This is a genomic window from Viridibacillus sp. FSL E2-0187, from assembly GCF_038006425.1.
In the GTDB taxonomy this organism is placed as follows: Bacteria; Bacillota; Bacilli; order Bacillales_A; family Planococcaceae; genus Viridibacillus; species Viridibacillus arvi.
On sequence record NZ_JBBOVG010000001.1, the window covers coordinates 3,259,754 to 3,282,099 of the forward strand.

A 22,346-nucleotide genomic window follows, 5' to 3' on the forward strand; every position below is an offset into this window, starting at 1 on the left:
AAAATTTAAAGCAAAATAGGTTATGTTGAATTTCAATACAGCCATTACTATTTCTCGAACAAAACAAAAAAAGCCGTCCCAACTAAGTAGGACGACCGCTTGCGAAACTTATAATAAGCTATAAAGCTCAATATTTTCGTTTTTATCTTGGAACCAGCGCATTGCGAATTCATTTTCGAATAGGAAGACAAGATTTTCATAACGATCGTGTACAAGCATGCTACGAGGACCTGTCATAGATTCTTTAACATCAGCTTCGTTTTGAATCCAGCGTGCTATTTTCGAGCCCATTGGTTCCATTCGAACATCTACGTTATATTCTGCTTTCATACGGTGTTCAAATACTTCAAATTGTAGTTGACCAACTGCTCCAAGTATTACTTCCTCTGTATGCAAAGTTTTGTAATATTGGATAGCACCTTCTTGTACAAGTTGCAAAATACCTTTATGGAAGTGTTTTGATTTCATAACGTTTTTCGCTGTTACTTTCATAAATAATTCAGGAGTGAATTGTGGTAATCTTTCAAATTGGAATGTTTTTTTACCACCAACAACTGTATCACCAATTTGATAGTTACCTGTATCATAAAGACCAATAATATCTCCAGCCACAGCTTTATCAACTGTTTCACGGTCATCCGCTAAGAACTGAGTCGATTGTGTTACTTTAAATGATTTATTTGTACGTGATAAAGTCATGTTCATACCACGTTCAAATTCTCCTGATACAATACGTACAAAAGCAATACGGTCACGGTGAGCTGGGTTCATATTTGCTTGAATTTTAAATACAAAGCCTGAGAAATCTTTGTCTAAAGGATCAACGATTTGCTCATCTTCAGTTAGACGAGGTTGTGGTGTTGGTGCAAAGTTCAAATATGTTTCTAAGAATGTTTGTACACCGAAGTTTGTTAAAGCTGACCCAAAGAATACAGGTGTTAACTCTCCTCTTGTTACACGTTCTGCTGAGAAATCATTACCAGCTTCATTTAGAAGCATAATGTCTTCCATAGCCTGTGTGTAATAAGATGTTTTCTTCATTTCATGTTCAACGGCTAACTCACCATTTTCATCAATTGGTAAGAATCGCTCATCTTCTTCAGTGCGGAATTGCTCAATACGTTTGTTGTAGCGATCGTAAATTCCTAAGAACTCCTTACCCATACCAATCGGCCAGTTCATAGCATAAGACTCAATACCAAGAACCTCTTCAAGTTCTTCCATCAACTCAAGTGGTTCTTTACCTTGGCGATCTAATTTATTGATAAATGTGAAGATAGGAATACCGCGCATACGACAAACTTTGAATAGTTTTAGCGTTTGTGCCTCAATACCTTTTGCTGCATCCACAACCATTACAGCACTATCTACTGCCATTAACGTACGGTACGTATCTTCCGAGAAATCCGAGTGCCCAGGTGTATCTAAAATGTTAACACGGCGACCATTATAATCAAATTGCATCACTGAAGATGTTACTGAAATCCCACGTTGCTTTTCAATTTCCATCCAGTCAGAAGTAGCAAATTTACCTGTTTTTTTCGCTTTAACTGTACCTGCATCGCGAATTGCGCCACCGAAGTACAAAAGCTTTTCTGTTATCGTTGTTTTACCAGCATCCGGGTGAGAAATGATGGCAAACGTACGACGAGATAATATATCTTGTTCAAGATTAGAACTCATTTTCCAGTCTCCTTCTATCCATTATGTTTCATCTTAAAACTAAAAATGTTAAGCCATACTGAACCGAATACAGCTGTCAATATAAGTTTTTCATTGACGGACTCTATTCGGTGAGCGTGACATACAATTTATTTTTTTCTATTATTGTAGTCCATTCTCCATGCGCTTATCCTGTTATACATTCTTAACCCTACTATTATAACAAAAAAGAGCATACATAGTTAGCATGCTCTTATCTAGATTGTGTTATTTTTTGACGATTAGTGATTGTCCTACATAAATCAAATCCGACTTTAAATTGTTCCAGTTTTTTATATTTACTACTGATACTCCGTATACTTTTCCAATAACAGATAATGAATCTCCATATTGGACGATATATTTAGAGACTTTATTAGTAGGCTGTGTATTTTTTACTTCCTTTGATACTTTTTGTTTAATAACTAGTTTTTGACCAATTAGAATTGTGTCGGATTTTAAATTATTCCAGTTTTTTATATCCGCGATTGATACATTATATACTCTACTAATAGCAGATAAAGTATTACCCTTTTGCACTGTATAATACATGTTGTTGGTGGAGGATACTTTGTTATTTGTTGACGTATCGTCACTATTAGTTGTGTTATTAGTAACATTTGACTTTTTGCTAACGATTATTTTTTGCCCTATATAAATCGTGTCAGATTTTAAATTATTCCAACTTTTCAACTTTGCTACTGTTGTATTATATTTGATCGCGATACCAGATAAGGTATTGCCTTTTTGTATTGTATAATATTTTGTTGTAGCTGATTGATTACTTGAATTTGTATTTTCCCCTTGAACTACATTTTCATCTTTCCCACTTTTATTTACTATTAACTTTTGTCCAATATAAATTGTATCTGCGCTCAAATTATTCCACTTTTTCAATTTTGTTACTGTTGTATTGTATTTGATCGCGATAACAGATAAGGTATTACCTTTTTTAACTGTGTAATATTTATTCGTTGTTGTAGATTGATTATTTGAGTTTGTACTTTCTCCTAAACCTGCATTTTCTAGTGTTTCACCCTTGCTAATTATTAATTTTTGTCCTACATAAATTATGTCGGATTTCAAATTATTCCACTTTCTCAAGTTTGCTACTGTTGTACTATATTTTTGTGCAATAGCTGATAGCGTGTTGCCTTTTTGTACTGTATAGAATATCTCATTTCCTAGTGAACTATTAGAATCATTGTTATCTATTGGTTCATCTCCTGAAGAATCTCCTACAGATGTCTTAGAATCATAAGTTGTTAAATTATATGTTGCAATTAAATTATTTAGTTTACTAGCATAAAGTGTGTCCGTAGCATATGTACCAGTTAAAGCACGAGTCGCATCTTGATAAGAATTCGTATTACTTTTCCATGCTTTCATGTAACGGAAGGCATCCCAAGATACACCGTTTCTAATTAAATTAACATAATCTTGCAACGATTGCGTGTGAGATGGATATTTTTTGAAGTGGGCAGAAATTTGATAGTAATTCCCTTTACCATCATCTTCTAACGTTAGCATCTCTACAAAAGCTCCCTGATAATTACCTTTCATTCCAAATAAATTATAATTCGGCGCCGCACCTAAAGCACTTGTCCCATATGAACTTTCAAGAACAGCTTGTGCAATCATAACTGAAGCATATAAGTCATTTGTCTTTGCTAAAGTCCGAGCTATCGGTGCAATCGTTTGTATAAATGTTGAAATATTACCACTACTATATGGTGCAACTGTTTTTACATTAGTTTGTGGTAGTACAATTTCTTCGACTTCATTTGCCGTTGAAACAGTCTTTTGTTTTGTATTATTTGTTAGCTCTTCTTGTAGTTTATCAATTGTTTTATCTAAGGTATTTGATGTATCCACATCTTGTTCTGTTATGCCTTTATCTTTTGTACTTTCGATTACAGGCACATCAGATTCTTCAATAACTGGAGTTAATGACTGATCATTCTTTTCCATTTTCTCAATTTCTGCATTTGTTTGCACTATTAAGCCTTTATCATCATTTAAATCTGCCTTTGCAACTCCAGGCAAGGCTGATGTTCCAATCACAGCTGTCATTCCGACAACTAATATACTTTTCGCGCCAATTTTAGTATCCATAATTAACGGTGCTATTAGATATCCTCTTCATTTGCACCTATCTCTCCCCCATTCAATAAATAATTATTTATACCTAAAAATCAAACATAATATTAAACCTTTTATATCTAACCTCCACACTTTTAATCGTTATAAAAAACTAGTTAATAACACATCATTATACCTATCTTTGATTACAAGAAGATTAAAAAAACACTACAAATGTAATAAATCAATACATTTGTAGTGTTTTCATTTTATGGGAAGCATTATTTAGTTGATGACTGGAATTTTTCGCGAGCAGCTTCTAATGCAATCTCTGCGTCACTATGAGGATATTTTGTGTTTTCAATAATCTGATAATCTTCGTGACCTTTACCAGCGAAAATAATTAAATCTCCTGCTTCAGCAACTTCTACAGCTTTTTTCACCGCTTCTGCACGATCACCGATACAAGCGTAGTGATCATGTGTCATACCCTTTTCAAGGTCTGCTAAAATACTATCATATTCTTCATACCGTGGATCATCTGTCGTTAAAATTACATAATCCGAAAGAGAAGCCATTTTCGCCATATCAGGTCGTTTAGATTTATCACGATTACCACCTGTACCAATAACGAAAATCATTTTATTTTTTTTGTAAGGCATTGCTGCACTAATAGCTTTTTCAATAGCATCAGGTGTATGTGCATAATCAACGAAAATTGAGATTGGTAAATCACCTGTAGGAATCCCTTGCATACGACCTTTAACAGATTCAATTGCTTCAACTTGTTCAATAATATCTTCAAGAGCATAGCCTCTAGCATATAAAGCTGCAGTAGCTGCTAGCACATTATATATATTGAATTCTCCAAGTAAATGCATTTTAATAGGGAAAGTTCCTTCTGGTGTTTCCATATCGAAGTAAGTCATATGATTATGATATTGACAGTTAACACCTCTAAAAATGGCGTCATTTTTTATACCGTAAGTCCAGATCGGGAACGGCGTTAATTCTTGATATTTTTCTGACCATGGATCATCTGCATTTAAGACGGCATCTTTATCTTTTTCAAGGTCTTGTCCAAGTTGAGAAAATAGCATACCTTTTGCGTTTCCGTAGTTCTCCATCGTACCGTGGAAATCTAGGTGATCATGCGTTAGATTTGTGAAAATAGCGACATCAAAATCCACACCCGCTAAACGACCCTCTACTAATCCGTGTGAAGAAACTTCCATAATCATTCCTTGGCATCCTTCAGCTGCTGCACGGAAAATCATTTGCTGAGTACTAAGTGCGTCACTTGTAGTGTTTGCAGACTCGTACATGACGCCATTTAGATTAAATCCGATTGTACCAGATAAAGCTGTTTTAATACCTAATCCATGAAGAATATCTCGAATTATAGATGTAACACTCGTCTTACCATTTGTTCCTGTTACCCCAAACATTGTCATGTCTTTAGATGGATAATCGAAGAACTTCGCTGCAAGTAAACCCAGAGCACGACTAGTATTATTTACTATTACTTGTGCTACATCGCCATCAAGGTCTAACTCGTGGTCTGCTACAATAATAATAGCACCATTTTCAACAGCTTTTTGTGCATAGTCATGACCATCCACTGTGTAACCCTTAATACAAACGAAAACACTTTTCGGTTGTACACCACGAGAATCAATCGCAATATCTTTTATGTTTTCTGGTAATTGACCTATTACTTTTTTTATTGGTAAACATTGTAGTAATTCGGTGGCTTGCATTATTCTGCCTCCTGTTCATCAATCATTGGAGATTTGATGTATGCTAATAATAAATTTGCTGTATGTCTAAGTGAATCGATATGTGTACGTTCATAAGCATGAGACGCTTCAATTCCTGGTCCAAATAATGCATGTCGCACATCAGCACCCGCTCTAATCGCAGCTGAAGCATCTGACCCGTAGTATGGATAAATATCTAATTTATAATCTATGTTATTGTCTTTAGCAAGTGCTACAAGCTGTCTAGTTAATGCGTAATGATATGGACCACTTGAATCTTTTGCACAGATAGAAACAGTATATTCATCAGATGCTTGTCCATCACCGATTGCTCCCATATCTACAGCAATATATTCTACCGTTTCAGGTGGAATGTTAGAGTTTCCCCCATAACCTATTTCTTCATTATTAGAAATATAGAAATGGGTTGTATATGGCAATTCAATTTTTTCTGTAGTTAATTTTTCTAGTAATTTTAATAATAAAGTTGTGCTAGCTTTGTCATCTAAATGGCGTGATTTTATAAAACCACTCTCAGTGAATTCAAAACGTGGATCAAAAGATACGAAATCCCCTACTTCAATACCTTTAGTGCGAATATCGCTCGAACTAAATACCTTTTCATCGAGGCGAACTTCGATGTGATCTTCGTTACGAGGTAGTTTCCCTGCTTCACGATAAACATGTACTGTAGTTTCATGCATTAGAATCGTACCTCTAATTTTATCACCTTTAGCTGTATGAATTGTACAATATTCACCTTCTACAGCATTCCAGTTGAAACCTCCTACCATAGATAATTTCAAACGTCCATTTTCTTTTACTTCTTTAACCATAGCACCTAAAGTATCTGTGTGCGCTGTTAAGAGGCGATGTCTAGAATCATCTTTACCTAAAATAGTTGCGATTATTGCACCTTTATTTGTTTTTTTATAAGATACGCCCATCTTTTCTAGTAGGCTAGACATATATTTCATAATGTCCTCTGTAAAGCCAGATGGACTAGCAATATTCACTAATTCCTTCAGTAATTCAACCGTTTCTCGCTCTTTAAAATCGCTTGTCAAATTAAAAGCCTCCCTTATTCTTTTCATCATATCAAAATATGACATTTTACGACAACGTTAAATCATGTATGATGGTATTATAACCAAATTCGAGGTGTCTTTATGAAGCACTCTACTATTTTACGTAAAAGAAATCAATTTGTACTGTTTTTATTTGCAACTGGGCTCATTATTCATGCCATTATTAGTTGCATCCATTTGATAAATTATGATGTACCTTTCCCCTTTACCGCAAGCATTTATTGTGTACTTTTACTAGTTTGTTCGGCACTGCGAATAAATGAATATTTAATGAGGATATTATTAATTATCGGATTGAATGGTTCCATCATATTATTGATTATGCAAACTAATTATATTTATCACTTAGTATTTCTTATTCTACTACTTTTTTTACTAGCAATATATCAATCACTTTGGATTAATTTATCAATGTTTATTGTTACTATCATTCAGATTATTTTACTTATAGAATATCGCTATACAATATTCCGTGATTCTATAACTGATACAGATATTACTCTTTTTACTATAATCTTATTTATCGTCGCTATAATAGGTTTTATGCAGACAGTTTATATCAATAATTCATGGAAGAAAATGGAGTCCCATTCAAACTCTTTAGAGAAGGCTTTTTTATCAAAGGAAGCTTACTTAAATTTATTTTTTGAAAATGCAAAAGACAGTATTGCTGTTTTTGATTTAGAAAATAAAATTATTACCGTTAATCCAGCATTTGAGAAACTTTATGGATGGAAAAAGAGAGAATGCATTGGAAAAGCTGTTCCTTTAGTAGCTCCAGAATACATAAACGTAGCAAAAGAACGATGCAATCACTTATTAAGTGGTGGGAGCTTCGATATGCTTGAATCAAAAGATATGAGAAAAGACGGCACTTATTTCGATGCGCAAATGTCGTTATCACCTATTTATGATTATAATGGCAAAATTATAGCTACATCAGTTATTACTCGTGATATTTCATATAAAAAAGAAGCTGAAAAACTAATCATTCAATCGGAAAAGTTAAAGGCGATAGGAGAAATAGCTGCAGGTGTAGCACACGAAGTACGTAACCCGCTAACTGTTATTTCTGGTTTCGTCCAAATGATGAATAACGATAAAAGCTCACCCTATGCATTCTATACAAATTTAATTGAGGCTGAAATTGATCGCATTAACTTAATTATTAGCGAGTTTTTAGTCCTCTCAAAACCGCATGCAATGCAACCAAAAGTATTCAAAATTGATAAAGTCATCTCTGATATTCTGACTTTATATCAACCTGAATTGCAATTAAAAAACATTGAACTCAAACAAACTTGGAACACGAATAATATGATGATCAAAGGTGATGCCAACCAAATTAAACAAGTAATAATTAATATTATAAAAAATGCTGTAGAAGCAATTGAAAAAGACGGTAATATTAGCGTTACTGTTGAAAAAACAACCAATCAATTCTGTAGTATCTGTTTTTCGGACGATGGGGGCGGAATGGAAAAAGAAGTTGTAGAACATATTTTTAAACCCTTTTATACGACAAAAACAGAAGGCACTGGTCTTGGGATGATGATTACAGAAAAAATTATTCAAGAACACGAAGGTCAAATTACAATTGATAGTGAATACGGTAAAGGTACTAGTATTACGATTAAGCTTCCTTACGTTGACGTTTGATGTACATAAAAAGCATTTCTAGTGGTTATGAGACCTTAGAAATGCTTTTCTTTTACCAATTAATTCCACTAATAGTATAAATAGAATACAGTGACGAAAAGTTCTAATAATCTAAGTCTTTATATAAATGATAAGAACGCTTATCAGTCAGTACAATCGACTAATAGACGTTCTATGCCACTCTTATCTTAAAATCGTTTTCACTAATTTCACTTTCTGCTTATACGGTGGGAATAACAAATTATTTGCCAGTTTCGTTGACTTTTTCAAAATTGATTTTGGATGTGTAAAGCATTCAAAGCTTGCCTTACCATGATAAGCATTAACCCCAGAATTACCGACACCTCCAAATGGTAAATAGACACTTGCTACATGGGTTACTGTATCATTTACACAGCCACCACCAAACGGTAATTCATCAAGAAAATATTGAATGGCTTTCTCGGTTTCGGAGAAAAAGTATGCAGCTAATGGTTTCGGATATTGTCGAATTTGATGAATAGCTACACGCAAATCATCGTAAACGATAATCGGTAAAATAGGTCCAAATAGTTCATCTTCCATAGAAGGGCTATTCCATGAAATATTTTGTAAAACAGTCGGCTCTATATATAAATCGTCACGATCATAGTTACCACCAAATAATACATTGCTCTGCTCTCGATCTAATATACTCTGCAAGCGATTAAATTGACGTTCATTAATAATGCGACCATAATCTGGGCTATCTTGTGCATCTTTGCCGTAAAACTTTTGGAGAGTTTTTTTCAGAATACGGATAAAAGGTACTTTCACGGACTCATGCACTAATACATAATCCGGAGCGACACATGTTTGACCAGCATTAGTAAATTTCCCCCATGCAATACGTTTTACAGCAACTTCTAAATTTGCTGTTTGGTCAACAATTGCAGGGCTTTTCCCTCCTAGTTCAAGCGTATGTGGTGTTAAGCGTTCTGCTGCTGCTTTCGCAATGACTTTCCCAACAGCTACACTTCCAGTAAAGAAAATATAATCAAATGAAGCATGTATCAAAGCAGTTGTTTCTTCCTTTTCTCCTTCTACTATACGTACGTAATCTTCCTGGAACGTTTCTTGTATTATTTTTTTTATAATTTCAGCAGTATGTACAGATGCTTCTGAAGGTTTTACAATCACTGTATTGCCACCGATAATTGCCCCAATTAAAGGTTCCATTACTAATTGGAATGGATAATTGAATGGTCCAATAATAAGTACAGTCCCATATGGCTCTCGGACAATGAAACTTTTCCCTGGTTGAAAATGCAGTGGAGTTGGCACAGAAACTGGCTGTAACCATTCTTCTAAATACTTCTGCATATAGCTAATACTATCTAGTACAATTCCTACTTCAGTGGAGTACGCTTCGAATTCACTTTTTCTTAAATCATTGTTCAGAGCTTTTAAAATTTCCTTCTCATGACTGACGATTGCAACTTTTAATTTTTTTAATTGTTCTTTACGGAATGATAAGCTTTTTGTTGCACCTAAAAAGTAAAATTTTCGTTGTGCTGCAATCATTGCTTCTACATCGTGGGCATTAAAATTTGCCATTAAAAAACCTCCAATTTATCGAAATATTTATCTAATTTTGTTCATAAGCTTGCATAAATACATCGTGATTTATCCATAATAAAAGTGTTACATAATTTCATAAGAAAAAGAGCCTTATCTGACTCAAATTGTACCATTTTCAAGAAGGTTGCTGTCAAATGTTGAAGACTTCTAAAAGGGGGAATGTTACATGTTGAAAACAGAAACATGGTGGGAATCAATTTTCACAGGGCCATTAGCACATGGCTTACATCCGCAAAAACAAGAGGAATTAGAGAACGAATCTTTTTTATTCTTTCAGTACAATGATACAGCATCGGAAGAAAATGATCAGCCATCTTGAATGAAGTGTAGCAAAGTGAGCTGTCTGCTTAAAATGGACAGCTCCTACTTTTATATATATTACTTTAACAGTTGGATATAAGCATTAATAACGTATGTATAATACTAGCCTACCCAAACTGTAATTGGTATAGACATCTATTTATCACATTTTACCATTTAATACAAATCAAATTTACAAATTTATTTAATACCTCGCCATATCCTTCACAAATCAGTATATTATTTGACACTATTTCATTAATTCCACCTCATTGTCCATGATCCATCACCTACAATTACTATGATTCACTCCCAAAAACATCTTCCTAATTTACTCTTCTAATACCACTTATAACTCCACAATATTTCTTTTTAATCATATTACTCTAAACTCCCAGTTCTTTTATTCCCTATCAACACCAAAAACTTATAGATATTTTCAAATTTATCGCTAGAACCTTTTTGAAAGGGGTATGCAATTATAAAGAGATCATTATTCTCACTCTTTTTTAACACAGGAGGACTGACATGAAAAATATTTGGGAAATTTATAAACGGGATATTAAAAGTATTTTCTCTAACTGGGTAGCTGCAGTAATATTAGGCGGGCTTATTATTTTGCCTTCATTATATGCATGGTTGAATATTGCAGCTTCATGGGATCCTTATGCGAAAACCTCTCAAATCCCCGTCGGTATTGTAAATGAAGATAGTGGTGCAAAAATACAAAACCAACATATAGATGCTGGAGAAGAGCTAGTTGCAACGTTACATAAAAATCATGAAATGGACTGGCAATTTACTAATCGCAAAACGGCAATGGAGAAAGTTCGAAACGGTGATCTTTTTGCGGTAATCATTATACCAGAAAATTTCTCTAAAGAGCTCGCTACAGTTGTTTCAGGTAAGCCACGAAAAGCTAAAATAGAATATTATGTTAACGAAAAAATCAACTCCATTGCTCCCAAAATTACAAGTAAAGGTGCTAGTGTACTCGCTGAAGAAATGAGTAGTAAATTTATTGGTACAGTAAACGGTACGATCTTTGAGATGTTCAATCGAATTGGGATAGAAATGCAAAACAACTTACCTGATATCGAAAAATTCAAAGATTATGTTTTTACATTAGAAAAAGATTTACCGGGAATTCATACAGAATTGAAGAAAGCACAAAAAGATGCTAATTCTGCAAGTACTTTGATTGGCGATGCTCAAAATGAAATTCCACAAGTAAAAAAACTAACAGAAAACGGACTAAATACAATTGAAAACACATTAACCTTCTTGACACAAGCTGAAGGTCGTCTCAATGATATGAGTCCGAAAATTAAAGAAGATCTACAAACAGTCAAAAAAATTTCAGCTGATGCAAATAGTTTGTTAAAACAACTACAAAATACAAAGATTGATTTTACTGAGGTAAATAAAGCAAAAGAAACGTTAGACAATCAGGTTACATCTGCTATTGATAAAGTAAATAACGTTGAACAAGCATTGGCAGATTTAAAGGAATTCAACGATAAAAATAACATTAAAGATCAATCACAATTACTCTCATCGGCAATTGAGAGTACAAAAAATTTAAAAGCTTTATTAGTAGAAGCACAAACAAATGCACGCAATGTTAATGATGTACTTGCTGGTAAAGAACAAGAGATTGTTGATGCCATCAACTCATTGCAAACTATCGCTCAAAACACTTCTGTCGGGCTCGACAGCTTTATCAAAGAATATGCACAATCCATTGAACCAACTGTTTTTAAAGCTATTAATGATGCTCAAAACACTTTATCTTCTGCAAAGGATAAGCTGACCATAATACAAACCCAATTGCCTGAAATTGTACGTATCATTAATAATACCGATGGCTACATCTCAGAGGCAAAATCTGGTCTCAATATAGCGCTCGGTCAATATCCTTATGTGAATACCAAGGTTAAAGAACTTGCTAACAAAATCCGTGACTTCGAAAAAGAAACGGATTTAAATAGCGTCATCCAATTACTTATCAACGATCCGAATGCGGAGAAATCATTCTTCGAACAGCCTATTAAGCTAAATGAAAATGCCATCTTCCCAATTAAAAATTACGGAACTGGTATGACGCCTTTCTACACTGTTTTATCCATTTGGGTTGGTTGTCTACTTTTAATTTCGCTACTTTCAGTAGGAGCGAAAAATGAAGAAGATTATACCACTCGCCAAATATATTTCGGAAAGCTATTCACATTTTGGACCATTGGCATACTCCAAACACTGATCATTACTATGGGTGACCTTTTCATCCTTAAAGTGTCTGCCCATAACCCAGTATGGTTCGTCCTATTTTGCCTATTCATCAGTCTCGTATTTATGAGTGTAGTCTACACTTTAGTGTCTGTTTTCGGAGATGTCGGAAAAGCACTTGCAATCGTACTGCTTGTACTTCAGCTAGCAGGCTCAGGCGGTACTTATCCCGTTGTTTTGCTACCAAAGTTCTTCCAGGTCATTAACCCATACTTACCTTTCACATACGCTATAGGAATGGCTCGAGAAGCAATAGGTGGAATCATATGGAATAAAATATTACTGGATATCATCGTACTTGGCATAGTTCTTATAGTTGCTCTGTTATTTGGCGCCATCCTCAAAAAACGTTTAAATGTCATTACTTCACGTATGCTACTTAAATCAAGAAAATCAGGGTTATTTCACTAAAAAGGGACTAGTTTGGTTATATTGACCAAACTAGTCCCTTCTATTTTATTGATGAAAACAATGATTGACTTTTACTGTTTGCCATCTTATGATATTAAGTAATTCTTACATAAATTTAAGAATTAGAATTTCTCTCGATTCCTTAGCTCAGCTGGGAGAGCGCCACCTTGACAGGGTGGAGGTCGCTGGTTCGAGCCCAGTAGGAATCATAGGTGCCAAACCTAATGTGAAGACCGTCGGAACAACGGTTTTCACAAAAAAGACCCCTAAACAGCACGTATTGCTGGGGGTCTTTTTTTATTTTCTACCTACTACTCCTCTTATTTGCGCTTAATTTCATTCCTTTCTTTAGTCTCCTATTTTTACAACCGTAAACAAATGACCATTATAGTTTTCACACTTTATCTGGCAAATCATTATGTAAAGATACAAAAGAAACTGGATTTAACAAATTTTAGAGTAATAAATTATAGATATAAAAAATTAAGACTTTTTTCTAAAGGTGGGCTTATGACTGTACTTCGTTACTCAATGGTACATATAGATAGCAAGACAATGAAAACAGGGGGCAAAAGTGGATGAATAAAGAAATTATGCTTTCTTTATTGCATAAGGTCATTAAGGTCGATCGTGGGGGTCCTGAATCTCGTATTGGTTTTTTACTAGCTGCAGAAGATGATTATTTTGCATTACTTACTGAAGCAGACGGCGTTATCTATTACAGAACACAGCACGTTAAAAGCATAACAATTGATGCAAAAGAGGGCTTAAAGTTCGAACTCGAGATTCCGGAAAACTTTGAGTATATAACAGGAGTGGACTTTTCAAGTGTTCTAAACAGTTTAAGATATTCCTGGATCAAAGTTAATCGTGGAGGACCGGAAATGCTTGAGGGTGTGCTTGATGAAGTGGGCACAGATTATGTAATCATCATTGCAAACGAAGAAGTCATCAGACTTTCAATGTTCCATATTCGCAGTTTAAGCTATGGCGCTAAAGTTGAAAAAGTAAAAGAAGAAGAAAAAGAAGGCGATTCTTCGGCAAAGAAAAAAGAGGCTCGCTCAGAAAGTTCTTCCAAAGAAAATGAATAATAGCATAAGAGGTTTACCTTTTTTATTCGATAGAAAAAATAATTCATGAAAGGAGACCCCTATTTGAAAGAAAAGAGCTTTGGGCAATCAATAGGGGGGCTTAAAGGTGCAAAGATTGGTTTTTATCTAAACTGCAACCAATTTGTAAAAGGTACCTTACTTGAAGTTAAACAAGACCACCTTGTTGTTGATGTGAATGACATTGTACATTATTTTTCACTTCACCAAATCCATGCACTTTCAAAAAACGCTACAGACATTCGTATATCTTCTCAAATACTCCCTTATCTTGACAGGGATCATTTCACTGATGTATTAAAAGATTTAAAATACAGCTGGGTTACTATCAATAGTTTGAGTAACCAATTATTTGTAGGATTACTAAGTAAAATTACCGATGATCACATCATTTTAATACGCAACGGTGAACAATTATATATTCAGAATTCATTTATATCAAATATTTATAAAGGTAATTATAAAATTGAAGAAGTTGCTCAAATCCCCCCTATTCAATCCAAAAATGAAACATCGGTATCCACTATAGAAGAAATACAAGAATATGCCCTTGAAGACGAAGCTATAGTACAGTCGCTTAGTAAAAAGACAGATGTGGATAATTTTCAAATGGATAATCCACAGTCGAGTACAAAGGTTGATTTTATAGATGAACCTAAGTCTATATTCCCGAACAAACATTTTTTATTAAAACTAGATTCAGCATTATCTATCGATGTAGATCAACCTCCTTTACTGCACTCTGAGGTTGATTCTTCTTTCGATTTAGATCAAACCCCTTCATTGCAGTCCGAGGGTGATTCTTCTGGCGATTTAGATCAAACTCCTTTATTGCAGTCCAAGGGTGATTCTTCTGGCGATTTAGATCAAACTCCTTTATTGCATTCTGAGGGTGATTCCTCTTTCGATTTAGATCAAACTCCTTTATTGCAGTCCGAGGGTGATTCTTCTGGCGATTTAGATCAAACTCCTTTATTGCATTCTGAGGGTGATTCTTCTGGCGATTTAGATCAAACCCATTTATTGTATTCTGATGATGAAGGAAGCAATCAGAATGTTTTACAAACGAACAAAAAAAGAGTACCCATTACTTTCAATACCATATTTAGTAATCAACATTCAAAAGAGACGGAACACATTCCTTTGAACGAAGATAAATCAATTAGTAATGAGCTACCTTCAATTAAAAGTGATTTAGAAAACTTAGTCGAAAAGCTTGATTCCGCTAATGAAAAACTTACTCAACTAACTTCAAAAAAAATTAATTCCAAAGAAGAAAAGATAATACTAGAAAGACAGTACTTTGCTTTAATGAAATATGCTAGAAAAATAGCGATTAACGAGAATTTAGATGGTACGGTTTTTAAACTAAGTTCAGGTAATACAAAACTTGCTCATTCACCTATAAGACAACTGAGTTTAAAAGAAGAAAAAAGCATGTTAAAAAAGCAATACTTTGCTTTAATGAAGCATGCTGAAAAAATGTATCGCCAATTAAGAGATGAACGATTGAAACATTAAAAATAATGAGAATGTTTCTTTCCTTTTTTATTGATTAAAACAAAATTTTATTAATCATTTCTATCATTTAAAAAAGGTATTGTACTAAACTGCTATTTAATTAAATAGGAGGGTAAAATTGAATAATACACTTCAAAACTTTGATAGCGAAATTGTGAGATTGGATTTATCAGGGAAAAAGCATCATATCGGTAATATCGTTGAATTAGGTAATGACTTGATTGTTCTATTTAATGGAACTGATTATATTTATATTCCATTTGATCATATTTTAAATTTAGCTATTGATAAAGATAATAAAGATGAGATTTCAGAACCTTTAGAGTCACCTAGAATAATATCAAATGAAAACAAAAATGATTTGACTCTAACAAATGTTCTTACACAAGCACGAGGAATGTTTGTCGAAATTTATGTAACAAATAACCAACCACTTACTGGGTATATCTCACATATCATGAATGATTATTTTATTTTCCATTCTCCAATCTATAAAACAATGAATATCGCAACAAAACATTTGAAATGGCTAATCCCCTACAATAATAATAAAAGACCTTACGGATTATCCGAGCAAGAATTTGCAATTCAGCCATATAATGAACCTTTATTTAATTCGCTAAAAGAGCAAGTTGAGAAAATGCAAAATGAACTTGTAGTGTTTAATCTTAGTGAAAAACTCCACCATACAGGAAAAATAAAAAACATTAAAGGGCTAATCGTTGAGATTGAAACAGCAAGAAATGTTTCTACTTTCCTTAACCTTCTTCATATTAAAACTATACACAGAGCTTAAATCGTTTGAATTCAACGAAGAATTTTTTTACTGCATGTCATTTTATTTCTACAATATAGAAATAATTTCAAATTTAAAATATACCCTATAAAACATAGAATATCTACAAAATTGATTCTATGTTTTATAGGGTACTTATATTAATAATGTAACTTTATCTAAGAAATCTATAAACTATCAAACTAAGTAGAAATACCGCTTACTTATTTATTAGACCCTTTAGCTTACTTTCCAAATACATATTTCTCGCTTGAATAAACCGCAATATATATTGTGGTTCATCATCAAAGGTTGCTGAATTATCTTTCATATTAGGATCCTTATGGATATATGGTCGTATAAAATTATATAGCTTTTCAATAAGTGGTTTCTGATATTGCTCGGTGAATTGTGTTTGCAAAACCTCTTGGAGAAACTCCCCGTACATAAGTCTAAATTTACCGCAATCTAGTAATCTGGCTGTCAATGTATTATACCCCTCTATTGGAATGTAATTATGTTCAAGAGGTCTACCATGCAAGTCTCTCCCCCACGTTCCATCATAATCCCATGGTGTTATCTCAATTAACTCGCTTTTACTATTATGATAAAGTGCATAATTGTGAATAAATCCATCAAAATTTTGAGTACAAACGACACCTATAAGCCACTTTAAATACTTTGGAACATCTAAAATGGTACTTATTTCTTCATCGAATTTTTCTTTTGGAAAAGTATTAATTGCAATAAGTAGTCTTTTAAGTGAGCTATCATTCTGGTAGTCGTACTTCTTTGTATAGCCATCTTCTAATGTTAATTTTAACTTATGGTCAGGTGTATACAATGAAAAATTAGCATCGTTATTCGTTGCATAATAAATAGTTCCATCCGGTAATTTTCTATTCCCCAAAAAGTACTGGTCAAATGACTCCAGCTGTAAATAAACCCCATGGCAAACATCATTAATATAAAGGAGAATATGAACAGATTGAGGTGCAAGAACACCAATACTTTCAAAAAAATCAAATGATAGCTTATTTCTCATTAAAGAAGGATCGTTATATTCAGCATTTAAATGAATTTCATGCTGTCCATCCATAAAATAAGGTTTATCAAAAATAATATGATAGGATTTTTTTTTATGTTTTCGTAATTGATTCCCTCGTAGAGCTATTTTTATTGAGAGTTTCTGTTTGGCTGTTTTTAGTTTTGCATCGACATATTCATGTTCCCAAATATTACTTTGTATTCTTAAAAGTTCATTTTCAGGCATTTCAATATAATATTTTTCCATTTTATTAACCCCCTACATTTATACAAATCTTGATTTGTAGTATTAAAAATCAGAAAGTAATTTATTTTCCAGTAATCATTTTCCCTATTCCTTCTAACTCTCCTTTGCATAAAATGTAGGGATGTCAAATCAAAGGAGGGATTAAGATGAAAACACTCGTACTTGATGATGTAAAAGAACTTGCATTAATTGCAGAATCAAATGGTGTATTACACTATATGTCGAATAACCCAACAGATGAACCTGAAGAATTTGATTCAATCATAAACCTTAAATCTAAATGTCATAAAGGCTCTCGTGGTAGCAGAGGCTCTCGCGGTAGTAGAGGCTCTCGTGGTAGTAGAGGCTCTCGTGGTAGCAGAGGCTCTCGTGGTAGTAGAGGCTCTCGTGGTAGTAGAGGCTCTTGCGGTAGTAGAGGCTCTCGTGGTAGTAGAGGCTCTCGTGGTAGTAGAGGCTCTCGCGGTAGTAGAGGCTCTCGCGGTAGTAGAGGCTCTCGCGGTAGTAGAGGCTCTCGCGGTAGTAGAGGCTCTCGCGGTAGTAGAGGCTCTCGCGGTAGTAGAGGCTCTCGCGGTAGTAGAGGCTCTCGCGGTAGTAGAGGCTCTCGCGGTAGTAGAGGCTCTCGCGGTAGTAGAGGCTCTCGCGGTAGTAGAGGCTCTCGCGGTAGTAGAGGCTCTCGCGGTAGTAGAGGCTCTCGCGGTAGTAGAGGCTCTCGCGGTAGTAGAGGCTCTCGCGGTAGTAGAGGCTCTCGCGGTAGTAGAGGCTCTCGCGGTAGTAGAGGCTCTCGCGGTAGTAGAGGCTCTCGCGGTAGTAGAGGCTCTCGCGGTAGTAGAGGCTCTCGCGGTAGTAGAGGCTCTCGCGGTAGTAGAGGCTCTCGCGGTAGTAGAGGCTCTCGCGGTAGTAGAGGCTCTCGCGGTAGTAGAGGCTCTCGCGGTAGTAGAGGCTCTCGCGGTAGTAGAGGCTCTCGCGGTAGTAGAGGCTCTCGCGGTAGTAGAGGCTCTCGCGGTAGTAGAGGCTCTCGCGGTAGTAGAGGCTCTCGCGGTAGTAGAGGCTCTCGCGGTAGTAGAGGCTCTCGCGGTAGTAGAGGCTCTCGCGGTAGTAGAGGGTCTTGTGGTTGCAAACGTACTCGCTTTAGATAGAAGTTTCATAGTGGGGTTATGGTCCATAAGGCGTTTAGGAAAGTATAAATCTAGTCATATAAACCAAATAAATGGCTTCGGCATTCCGCCGGAGTTATTTTATTTAAGTTCAATTTAGTTTTGCAGTATTGTAAAGTGAACTCCAATTGTTAGACACAACAAACAATTGGAGAGTTAAATTTTTTAAGTTATGTTAAGTTAAACTCATTTCCAACGTAAATATATACCATTTTCATGAGTTCCATTCATATACATATCAACTTCAATTATGTCTTCAACTAATTATTTTTTTTAAACATTTGGTCATTAAACTGACCTGATTGTCCTTTTGGAATACTTAACGATTGCCATTCAGAAGTTTTTAAAAGCTTACCGATATACACTATTTGCCCAACATGATACGAATAATGAGAAATTTGACGCTCAATAGCTGCCATCACCAAATGATCTTCCCCGCGTATCTTCACTTTTTTCAGTAAATCTTGCTCTGTTAAATCGGCGAGTGTCTTAAATAGAATTTGCCAGCCATGTTCCCAAATCCGGAATACCTCTTCCCTAGGTAAGTACGAATCATCAAACTCTAAATCTCTATTTCTCGTTGGTTTTTCGCCATCTGTACTTAAAAAATCACTCCAACGAGAAACCATGTTACCCCCTACATGTTTTACAATAACCGCAATACTATTAGATTCCTCGTGATTGGACCAATACAGTTGTTCATCATCCAGTTGATGGAAGGTTTGATCTCCAAGCTTTTTCATTTCCATAAATCTGTTAGTTACTATGTTTAAATAATTCTCACCTATGTTCATTTCAAATCCCCCTTTACACAAACCTTAACATACGGTAATATATTCCATCTACAAAATCGGTGAAAATAAACTACTTATTGACTCTTTTATTTGTTTCCCGAAGCTTTTATTTTTAATATCTGCCATTGTCAGCTCTCTACTCGCTTCAAAATCTATTTTAAAATCATGCAATAAGTGATGAATTGCAGCACTAGCCTCATATAGAAAGACCATGAGTTCATGATTAAGGCGGAAGCTACGAATGTCGAAGTTAGCGGTTCCAATAGCAGCATTCACACCGTCTACAGTAATAATTTTACAATGTAAAAATGATTCTTCATCATAAGCAAATACGCGTACTCCCGCTTCAAGTAAAGTTTTAATATTGGCATTACTACCATGATAAGAAATCCCCATATCTCCTTTTCCTGGAAGAATAATTCGTACATCTATACCACTCATTGCTGCCCTCCTTATCACTGCTAAAGCTTCAGCATCTGGGATAAAATAAGGAGTCGCAATCCATACATTTTCATGCGCGGATTCGATTAAATTCAGCATGGCATCACGAATAATATTTTCTTTATCATATGGCCCACCATATATCACCTGAGCCCAATCAGCTCCTTTTTCAATCGGGGAAAAATATTTTTGTATTCCATTTTCATTTATAAAAGGAGTCGCCGAATCCTTTTCATTTTTCATAAATATCCAATCATTTAGAAAAGATTCTTGTAATTCAATAACTGATAATCCTTCAATACGAATATGCGTATCACGCCAAATTTTAAAGGTATTGGTATTAGATAAATATTCATCACCTACATTTAAACCTCCAGTGAAACCAATATGACTATCTACAACTATTACCTTCCTGTGATTCCGAAAATTTGCCTTATGCAATAACCACAAAGATAATATTGGATCGAATGCTATAACCTCAGCTCCTGCATCGGACAATGGTTTAAGGAAAGCCGAATTTAAACACTTCGCACCTATTGCATCATACATAAAGCGTACTTCTACACCTGCCTTTGCCTTTTGGACTAATAAATCTCTAATTTCAGTACCAATATCATCTTTTTTATAAATATAGAACTGCATATGGATATGACACTTGGCATTTTTTATAGCCTCCATAATAGCTGAAAATGTTGCAGTACCATTTGTTAAAACATCAATTTTATTCCCTTTTAGTGGGTTAATCTTTGATAAATTTGAAATACGTTTTGATAAACGGGGCAGATCTGATGAACGATATTTTTTTTGTATCGCATGTGTTACTTCAACTAATTTAGCTGTTTCTTTTATTTGTGAAACCGAAAATTTACGTGTTATTGGATCTCTTCCAAAATATAAATAATAACCTGTTCCTATGACTGGGAGACCTAAAATAACTGTAATCCAAGTGACTTTTGACAAGGTATTACGTATGTCAAAGAAAATTAGCTTAATGACAATTGCTAGTCCAAATAACTCAATAAGTATGCCTACTACGTAAGCAATTTTCATATTCCAAATAGAAAATATATACCCGATGCCTATTATGACTGCTGAAATGGCTAAAAATTGAATAACCTTCTGCATAATATCCCTCCACTTTTCCTATCCCTAATACAAAAGAAATCTACACTTATAACTTATGTATATTTTTTTAAAAATAGCTCCTATTTTTTTGAGAAACTTAAGCTTTTAAAATAATCTTTACACTGACAACTTCATAAATGCGTATACGACCAAATCTAAAATAATTTTCTTTTAAGAATAATATATTTAAAGGTCTTATTATGGCAGCAAAAGATAAAAAACAATCCCATATTGAGTTGAACCCAAGATATAATCCCAAAAAATTTCGGGTGAATACTTAGTGGATTAGGCATTTCTTTTCACACAAATTTCTTATCTACAAAACATATTAGACATATAAAAAAAGCATAACTAAAAATTATAGAACCATCTTGTTCAAGAACAGTTGGACTAGTATGGAACAAAAAAAGAATTCAGTCCCTTATGCTAAAACCCTTCATTCAATTTACTGCACAATATCAAAAAAGCATTATGAACAATAAAAAACCCTACCATTTGGCAGGGTTTTTTATTTTCATGATTTTAAGGTGTTGCAAGTAATATATAAAGATAACTGCAGATTTATTATTTCTTATTAGCTCGATATAAATTCATGGTTTTGAATCCCTCACCGAGAATCTCCGCCATCTCTGATTGACGTTTTTCCTGTGTCTCAATACGTTTTGCACTATATACAAATCGTGCCCAATCTCGTTGATAGCCTGGTGTTAGTGCATTATAAAAATCAAGTATTTCTTTATAGTTACTTAAATACTGTTGGATATCTGGAATACGATTCACATAATCACCGACACGTTGACTCGCTTTACTAGTAGTAGATTTTTTTACTTTCTTTACTTCATTTTTTATCCCTACAACTGTAAATGTATCATTAAAGCTAACCATGCGAGCAAACTTCATTGTACTATTTAATACATAACCGTCATCATCTGGAGAAATTGCTGGAAACAGTGCGTCTCGCTCAATATATTCTGGATATTCTTTATTATTTTTCTTTGGATAAGCTACAAAAAGGTACCCGTTGTCCTTAACTCTATTCTGTTCCACGATCTCCTTAAGCAGTGCAATAAACTCATTTAGAGAAAAAACAAATGCAAAAACTAAATCATAATTTTCTGCCTCAAAATTCTTATCAAACTCTAGCCCATCTAATTCTGTTACATGATCCGGCATATTCAGTACTACTTTTCTCTCGTATTGTTGCAACTTTAACTTTTCAACTACAGTTTTTACTTCCGCCATCTTGT

The 22,346-nt window shown here is 34.4% G+C and carries 16 protein-coding genes and 1 tRNA gene; 8 read left to right on the forward strand and 9 right to left on the reverse strand.

Features of this window, described 5'->3' with window-relative positions:
- Positions 1–108: 108 nt before the first annotated feature.
- The 4 genes from MHH85_RS15970 to MHH85_RS15985 all read right to left on the reverse strand — a co-directional run bounded on the left by MHH85_RS15970 (position 109) and on the right by MHH85_RS15985 (position 6,610).
- Positions 109–1,683, reverse strand: a complete 1,575-nt coding sequence (locus MHH85_RS15970) for a peptide chain release factor 3 (protein WP_193738573.1) — start codon at positions 1,681–1,683, stop codon at positions 109–111.
- Between the two features lie 246 nt (positions 1,684–1,929).
- On the reverse strand, positions 1,930–3,816 hold the full coding sequence (locus tag MHH85_RS15975; protein ID WP_340707706.1) for a LysM peptidoglycan-binding domain-containing protein: 1,887 nt from the start codon (positions 3,814–3,816) through the stop codon (positions 1,930–1,932).
- Between the two features lie 248 nt (positions 3,817–4,064).
- Positions 4,065–5,543, reverse strand: coding sequence for a UDP-N-acetylmuramoyl-L-alanyl-D-glutamate--2,6-diaminopimelate ligase (locus tag MHH85_RS15980; RefSeq protein WP_193738571.1), 1,479 nt, complete (start codon positions 5,541–5,543; stop codon positions 4,065–4,067).
- Positions 5,543–6,610, reverse strand: coding sequence for a M42 family metallopeptidase (locus MHH85_RS15985; RefSeq protein WP_227751992.1), 1,068 nt, complete (start codon positions 6,608–6,610; stop codon positions 5,543–5,545). The genes MHH85_RS15980 and MHH85_RS15985 overlap by 1 nt, the downstream gene beginning before the upstream one ends.
- 102 nt (positions 6,611–6,712) lie before the next feature.
- On the opposite strand from MHH85_RS15985, the gene MHH85_RS15990 reads away from it, so the two are divergent.
- On the forward strand, positions 6,713–8,290 hold the full coding sequence (locus MHH85_RS15990; RefSeq protein ID WP_340707707.1) for a two-component system sensor histidine kinase NtrB: 1,578 nt from the start codon (positions 6,713–6,715) through the stop codon (positions 8,288–8,290).
- A 183-nt stretch (positions 8,291–8,473) separates the two neighbouring features.
- On the opposite strand, the gene MHH85_RS15995 is transcribed toward MHH85_RS15990, so the two are convergent.
- Positions 8,474–9,865 (reverse strand): aldehyde dehydrogenase, encoded by a 1,392-nt coding sequence (locus MHH85_RS15995; protein ID WP_340707708.1) that lies wholly within the window; start codon positions 9,863–9,865, stop codon positions 8,474–8,476.
- A gap of 190 nt (positions 9,866–10,055) precedes the next feature.
- Here MHH85_RS15995 and MHH85_RS16000 point away from each other — a divergent pair, with 190 nt between their 5' ends.
- The 6 genes from MHH85_RS16000 (at position 10,056) to MHH85_RS16025 (ending at position 16,312) form a co-directional block, all read left to right on the forward strand.
- Complete coding sequence (locus tag MHH85_RS16000; protein ID WP_193738568.1) at positions 10,056–10,208, forward strand: hypothetical protein; 153 nt, start codon at positions 10,056–10,058, stop codon at positions 10,206–10,208.
- A 509-nt stretch (positions 10,209–10,717) separates the two neighbouring features.
- On the forward strand, positions 10,718–12,886 hold the full coding sequence (locus MHH85_RS16005) for a YhgE/Pip domain-containing protein (protein ID WP_340707709.1): 2,169 nt from the start codon (positions 10,718–10,720) through the stop codon (positions 12,884–12,886).
- A 136-nt stretch (positions 12,887–13,022) separates the two neighbouring features.
- Positions 13,023–13,095 (forward strand) — tRNA-Val (locus MHH85_RS16010).
- Positions 13,096–13,464: 369 nt separating this feature from the next.
- Entirely contained in the window at positions 13,465–13,977 is a 513-nt protein-coding gene (locus MHH85_RS16015) for a hypothetical protein (RefSeq protein WP_193738566.1), read from the forward strand.
- Positions 13,978–14,040: 63 nt separating this feature from the next.
- Complete coding sequence (locus MHH85_RS16020; protein WP_340707710.1) at positions 14,041–15,516, forward strand: hypothetical protein; 1,476 nt, start codon at positions 14,041–14,043, stop codon at positions 15,514–15,516.
- Positions 15,517–15,634: 118 nt separating this feature from the next.
- Complete coding sequence (locus tag MHH85_RS16025; protein WP_340707711.1) at positions 15,635–16,312, forward strand: DUF2642 domain-containing protein; 678 nt, start codon at positions 15,635–15,637, stop codon at positions 16,310–16,312.
- A 199-nt stretch (positions 16,313–16,511) separates the two neighbouring features.
- Here MHH85_RS16025 and MHH85_RS16030 read toward each other — a convergent pair whose 3' ends face one another.
- A complete protein-coding gene (locus MHH85_RS16030) occupies positions 16,512–17,585 on the reverse strand; it encodes a CotH kinase family protein (RefSeq protein ID WP_340707712.1) in 1,074 nt (357 codons plus the stop codon).
- 297 nt (positions 17,586–17,882) lie between these two features.
- Here MHH85_RS16030 and MHH85_RS16035 point away from each other — a divergent pair, with 297 nt between their 5' ends.
- Positions 17,883–18,839 (forward strand): hypothetical protein, encoded by a 957-nt coding sequence (locus tag MHH85_RS16035; protein WP_340707713.1) that lies wholly within the window; start codon positions 17,883–17,885, stop codon positions 18,837–18,839.
- 160 nt (positions 18,840–18,999) lie between these two features.
- Here the strand turns inward: MHH85_RS16035 and MHH85_RS16040 are convergent, their stop codons facing one another.
- From MHH85_RS16040 to MHH85_RS16050, 3 genes are all read right to left on the reverse strand, one after another.
- Entirely contained in the window at positions 19,000–19,533 is a 534-nt protein-coding gene (locus MHH85_RS16040; protein WP_340707714.1) for a DUF1572 family protein, read from the reverse strand.
- A gap of 48 nt (positions 19,534–19,581) precedes the next feature.
- Positions 19,582–21,099 (reverse strand): cardiolipin synthase, encoded by a 1,518-nt coding sequence (cls, locus tag MHH85_RS16045; RefSeq protein WP_340707715.1) that lies wholly within the window; start codon positions 21,097–21,099, stop codon positions 19,582–19,584.
- 564 nt (positions 21,100–21,663) lie between these two features.
- On the reverse strand, positions 21,664–22,341 hold the full coding sequence (locus tag MHH85_RS16050; RefSeq protein WP_340707716.1) for a YdeI/OmpD-associated family protein: 678 nt from the start codon (positions 22,339–22,341) through the stop codon (positions 21,664–21,666).
- Positions 22,342–22,346 lie beyond the last annotated feature (5 nt).

Coding starts and splice junctions, on each gene's coding strand:
- MHH85_RS16030 (WP_340707712.1), bottom strand. CDS start 17,585: ATGGAAAAATATTATATTGAAATGCCTGAAAATGAACTTTTAAGAATA.
- MHH85_RS15970 (WP_193738573.1), bottom strand. CDS start 1,683: ATGAGTTCTAATCTTGAACAAGATATATTATCTCGTCGTACGTTTGCC.
- cls (WP_340707715.1), bottom strand. CDS start 21,099: ATGCAGAAGGTTATTCAATTTTTAGCCATTTCAGCAGTCATAATAGGC.
- MHH85_RS15975 (WP_340707706.1), bottom strand. CDS start 3,816: ATGGATACTAAAATTGGCGCGAAAAGTATATTAGTTGTCGGAATGACA.
- MHH85_RS16000 (WP_193738568.1), top strand. CDS start 10,056: ATGTTGAAAACAGAAACATGGTGGGAATCAATTTTCACAGGGCCATTA.
- MHH85_RS15995 (WP_340707708.1), bottom strand. CDS start 9,865: ATGGCAAATTTTAATGCCCACGATGTAGAAGCAATGATTGCAGCACAA.
- MHH85_RS16040 (WP_340707714.1), bottom strand. CDS start 19,533: ATGAACATAGGTGAGAATTATTTAAACATAGTAACTAACAGATTTATG.
- MHH85_RS16015 (WP_193738566.1), top strand. CDS start 13,465: ATGAATAAAGAAATTATGCTTTCTTTATTGCATAAGGTCATTAAGGTC.
- MHH85_RS15990 (WP_340707707.1), top strand. CDS start 6,713: ATGAAGCACTCTACTATTTTACGTAAAAGAAATCAATTTGTACTGTTT.
- MHH85_RS16050 (WP_340707716.1), bottom strand. CDS start 22,341: ATGGCGGAAGTAAAAACTGTAGTTGAAAAGTTAAAGTTGCAACAATAC.
- MHH85_RS15980 (WP_193738571.1), bottom strand. CDS start 5,543: ATGCAAGCCACCGAATTACTACAATGTTTACCAATAAAAAAAGTAATA.
- MHH85_RS16005 (WP_340707709.1), top strand. CDS start 10,718: ATGAAAAATATTTGGGAAATTTATAAACGGGATATTAAAAGTATTTTC.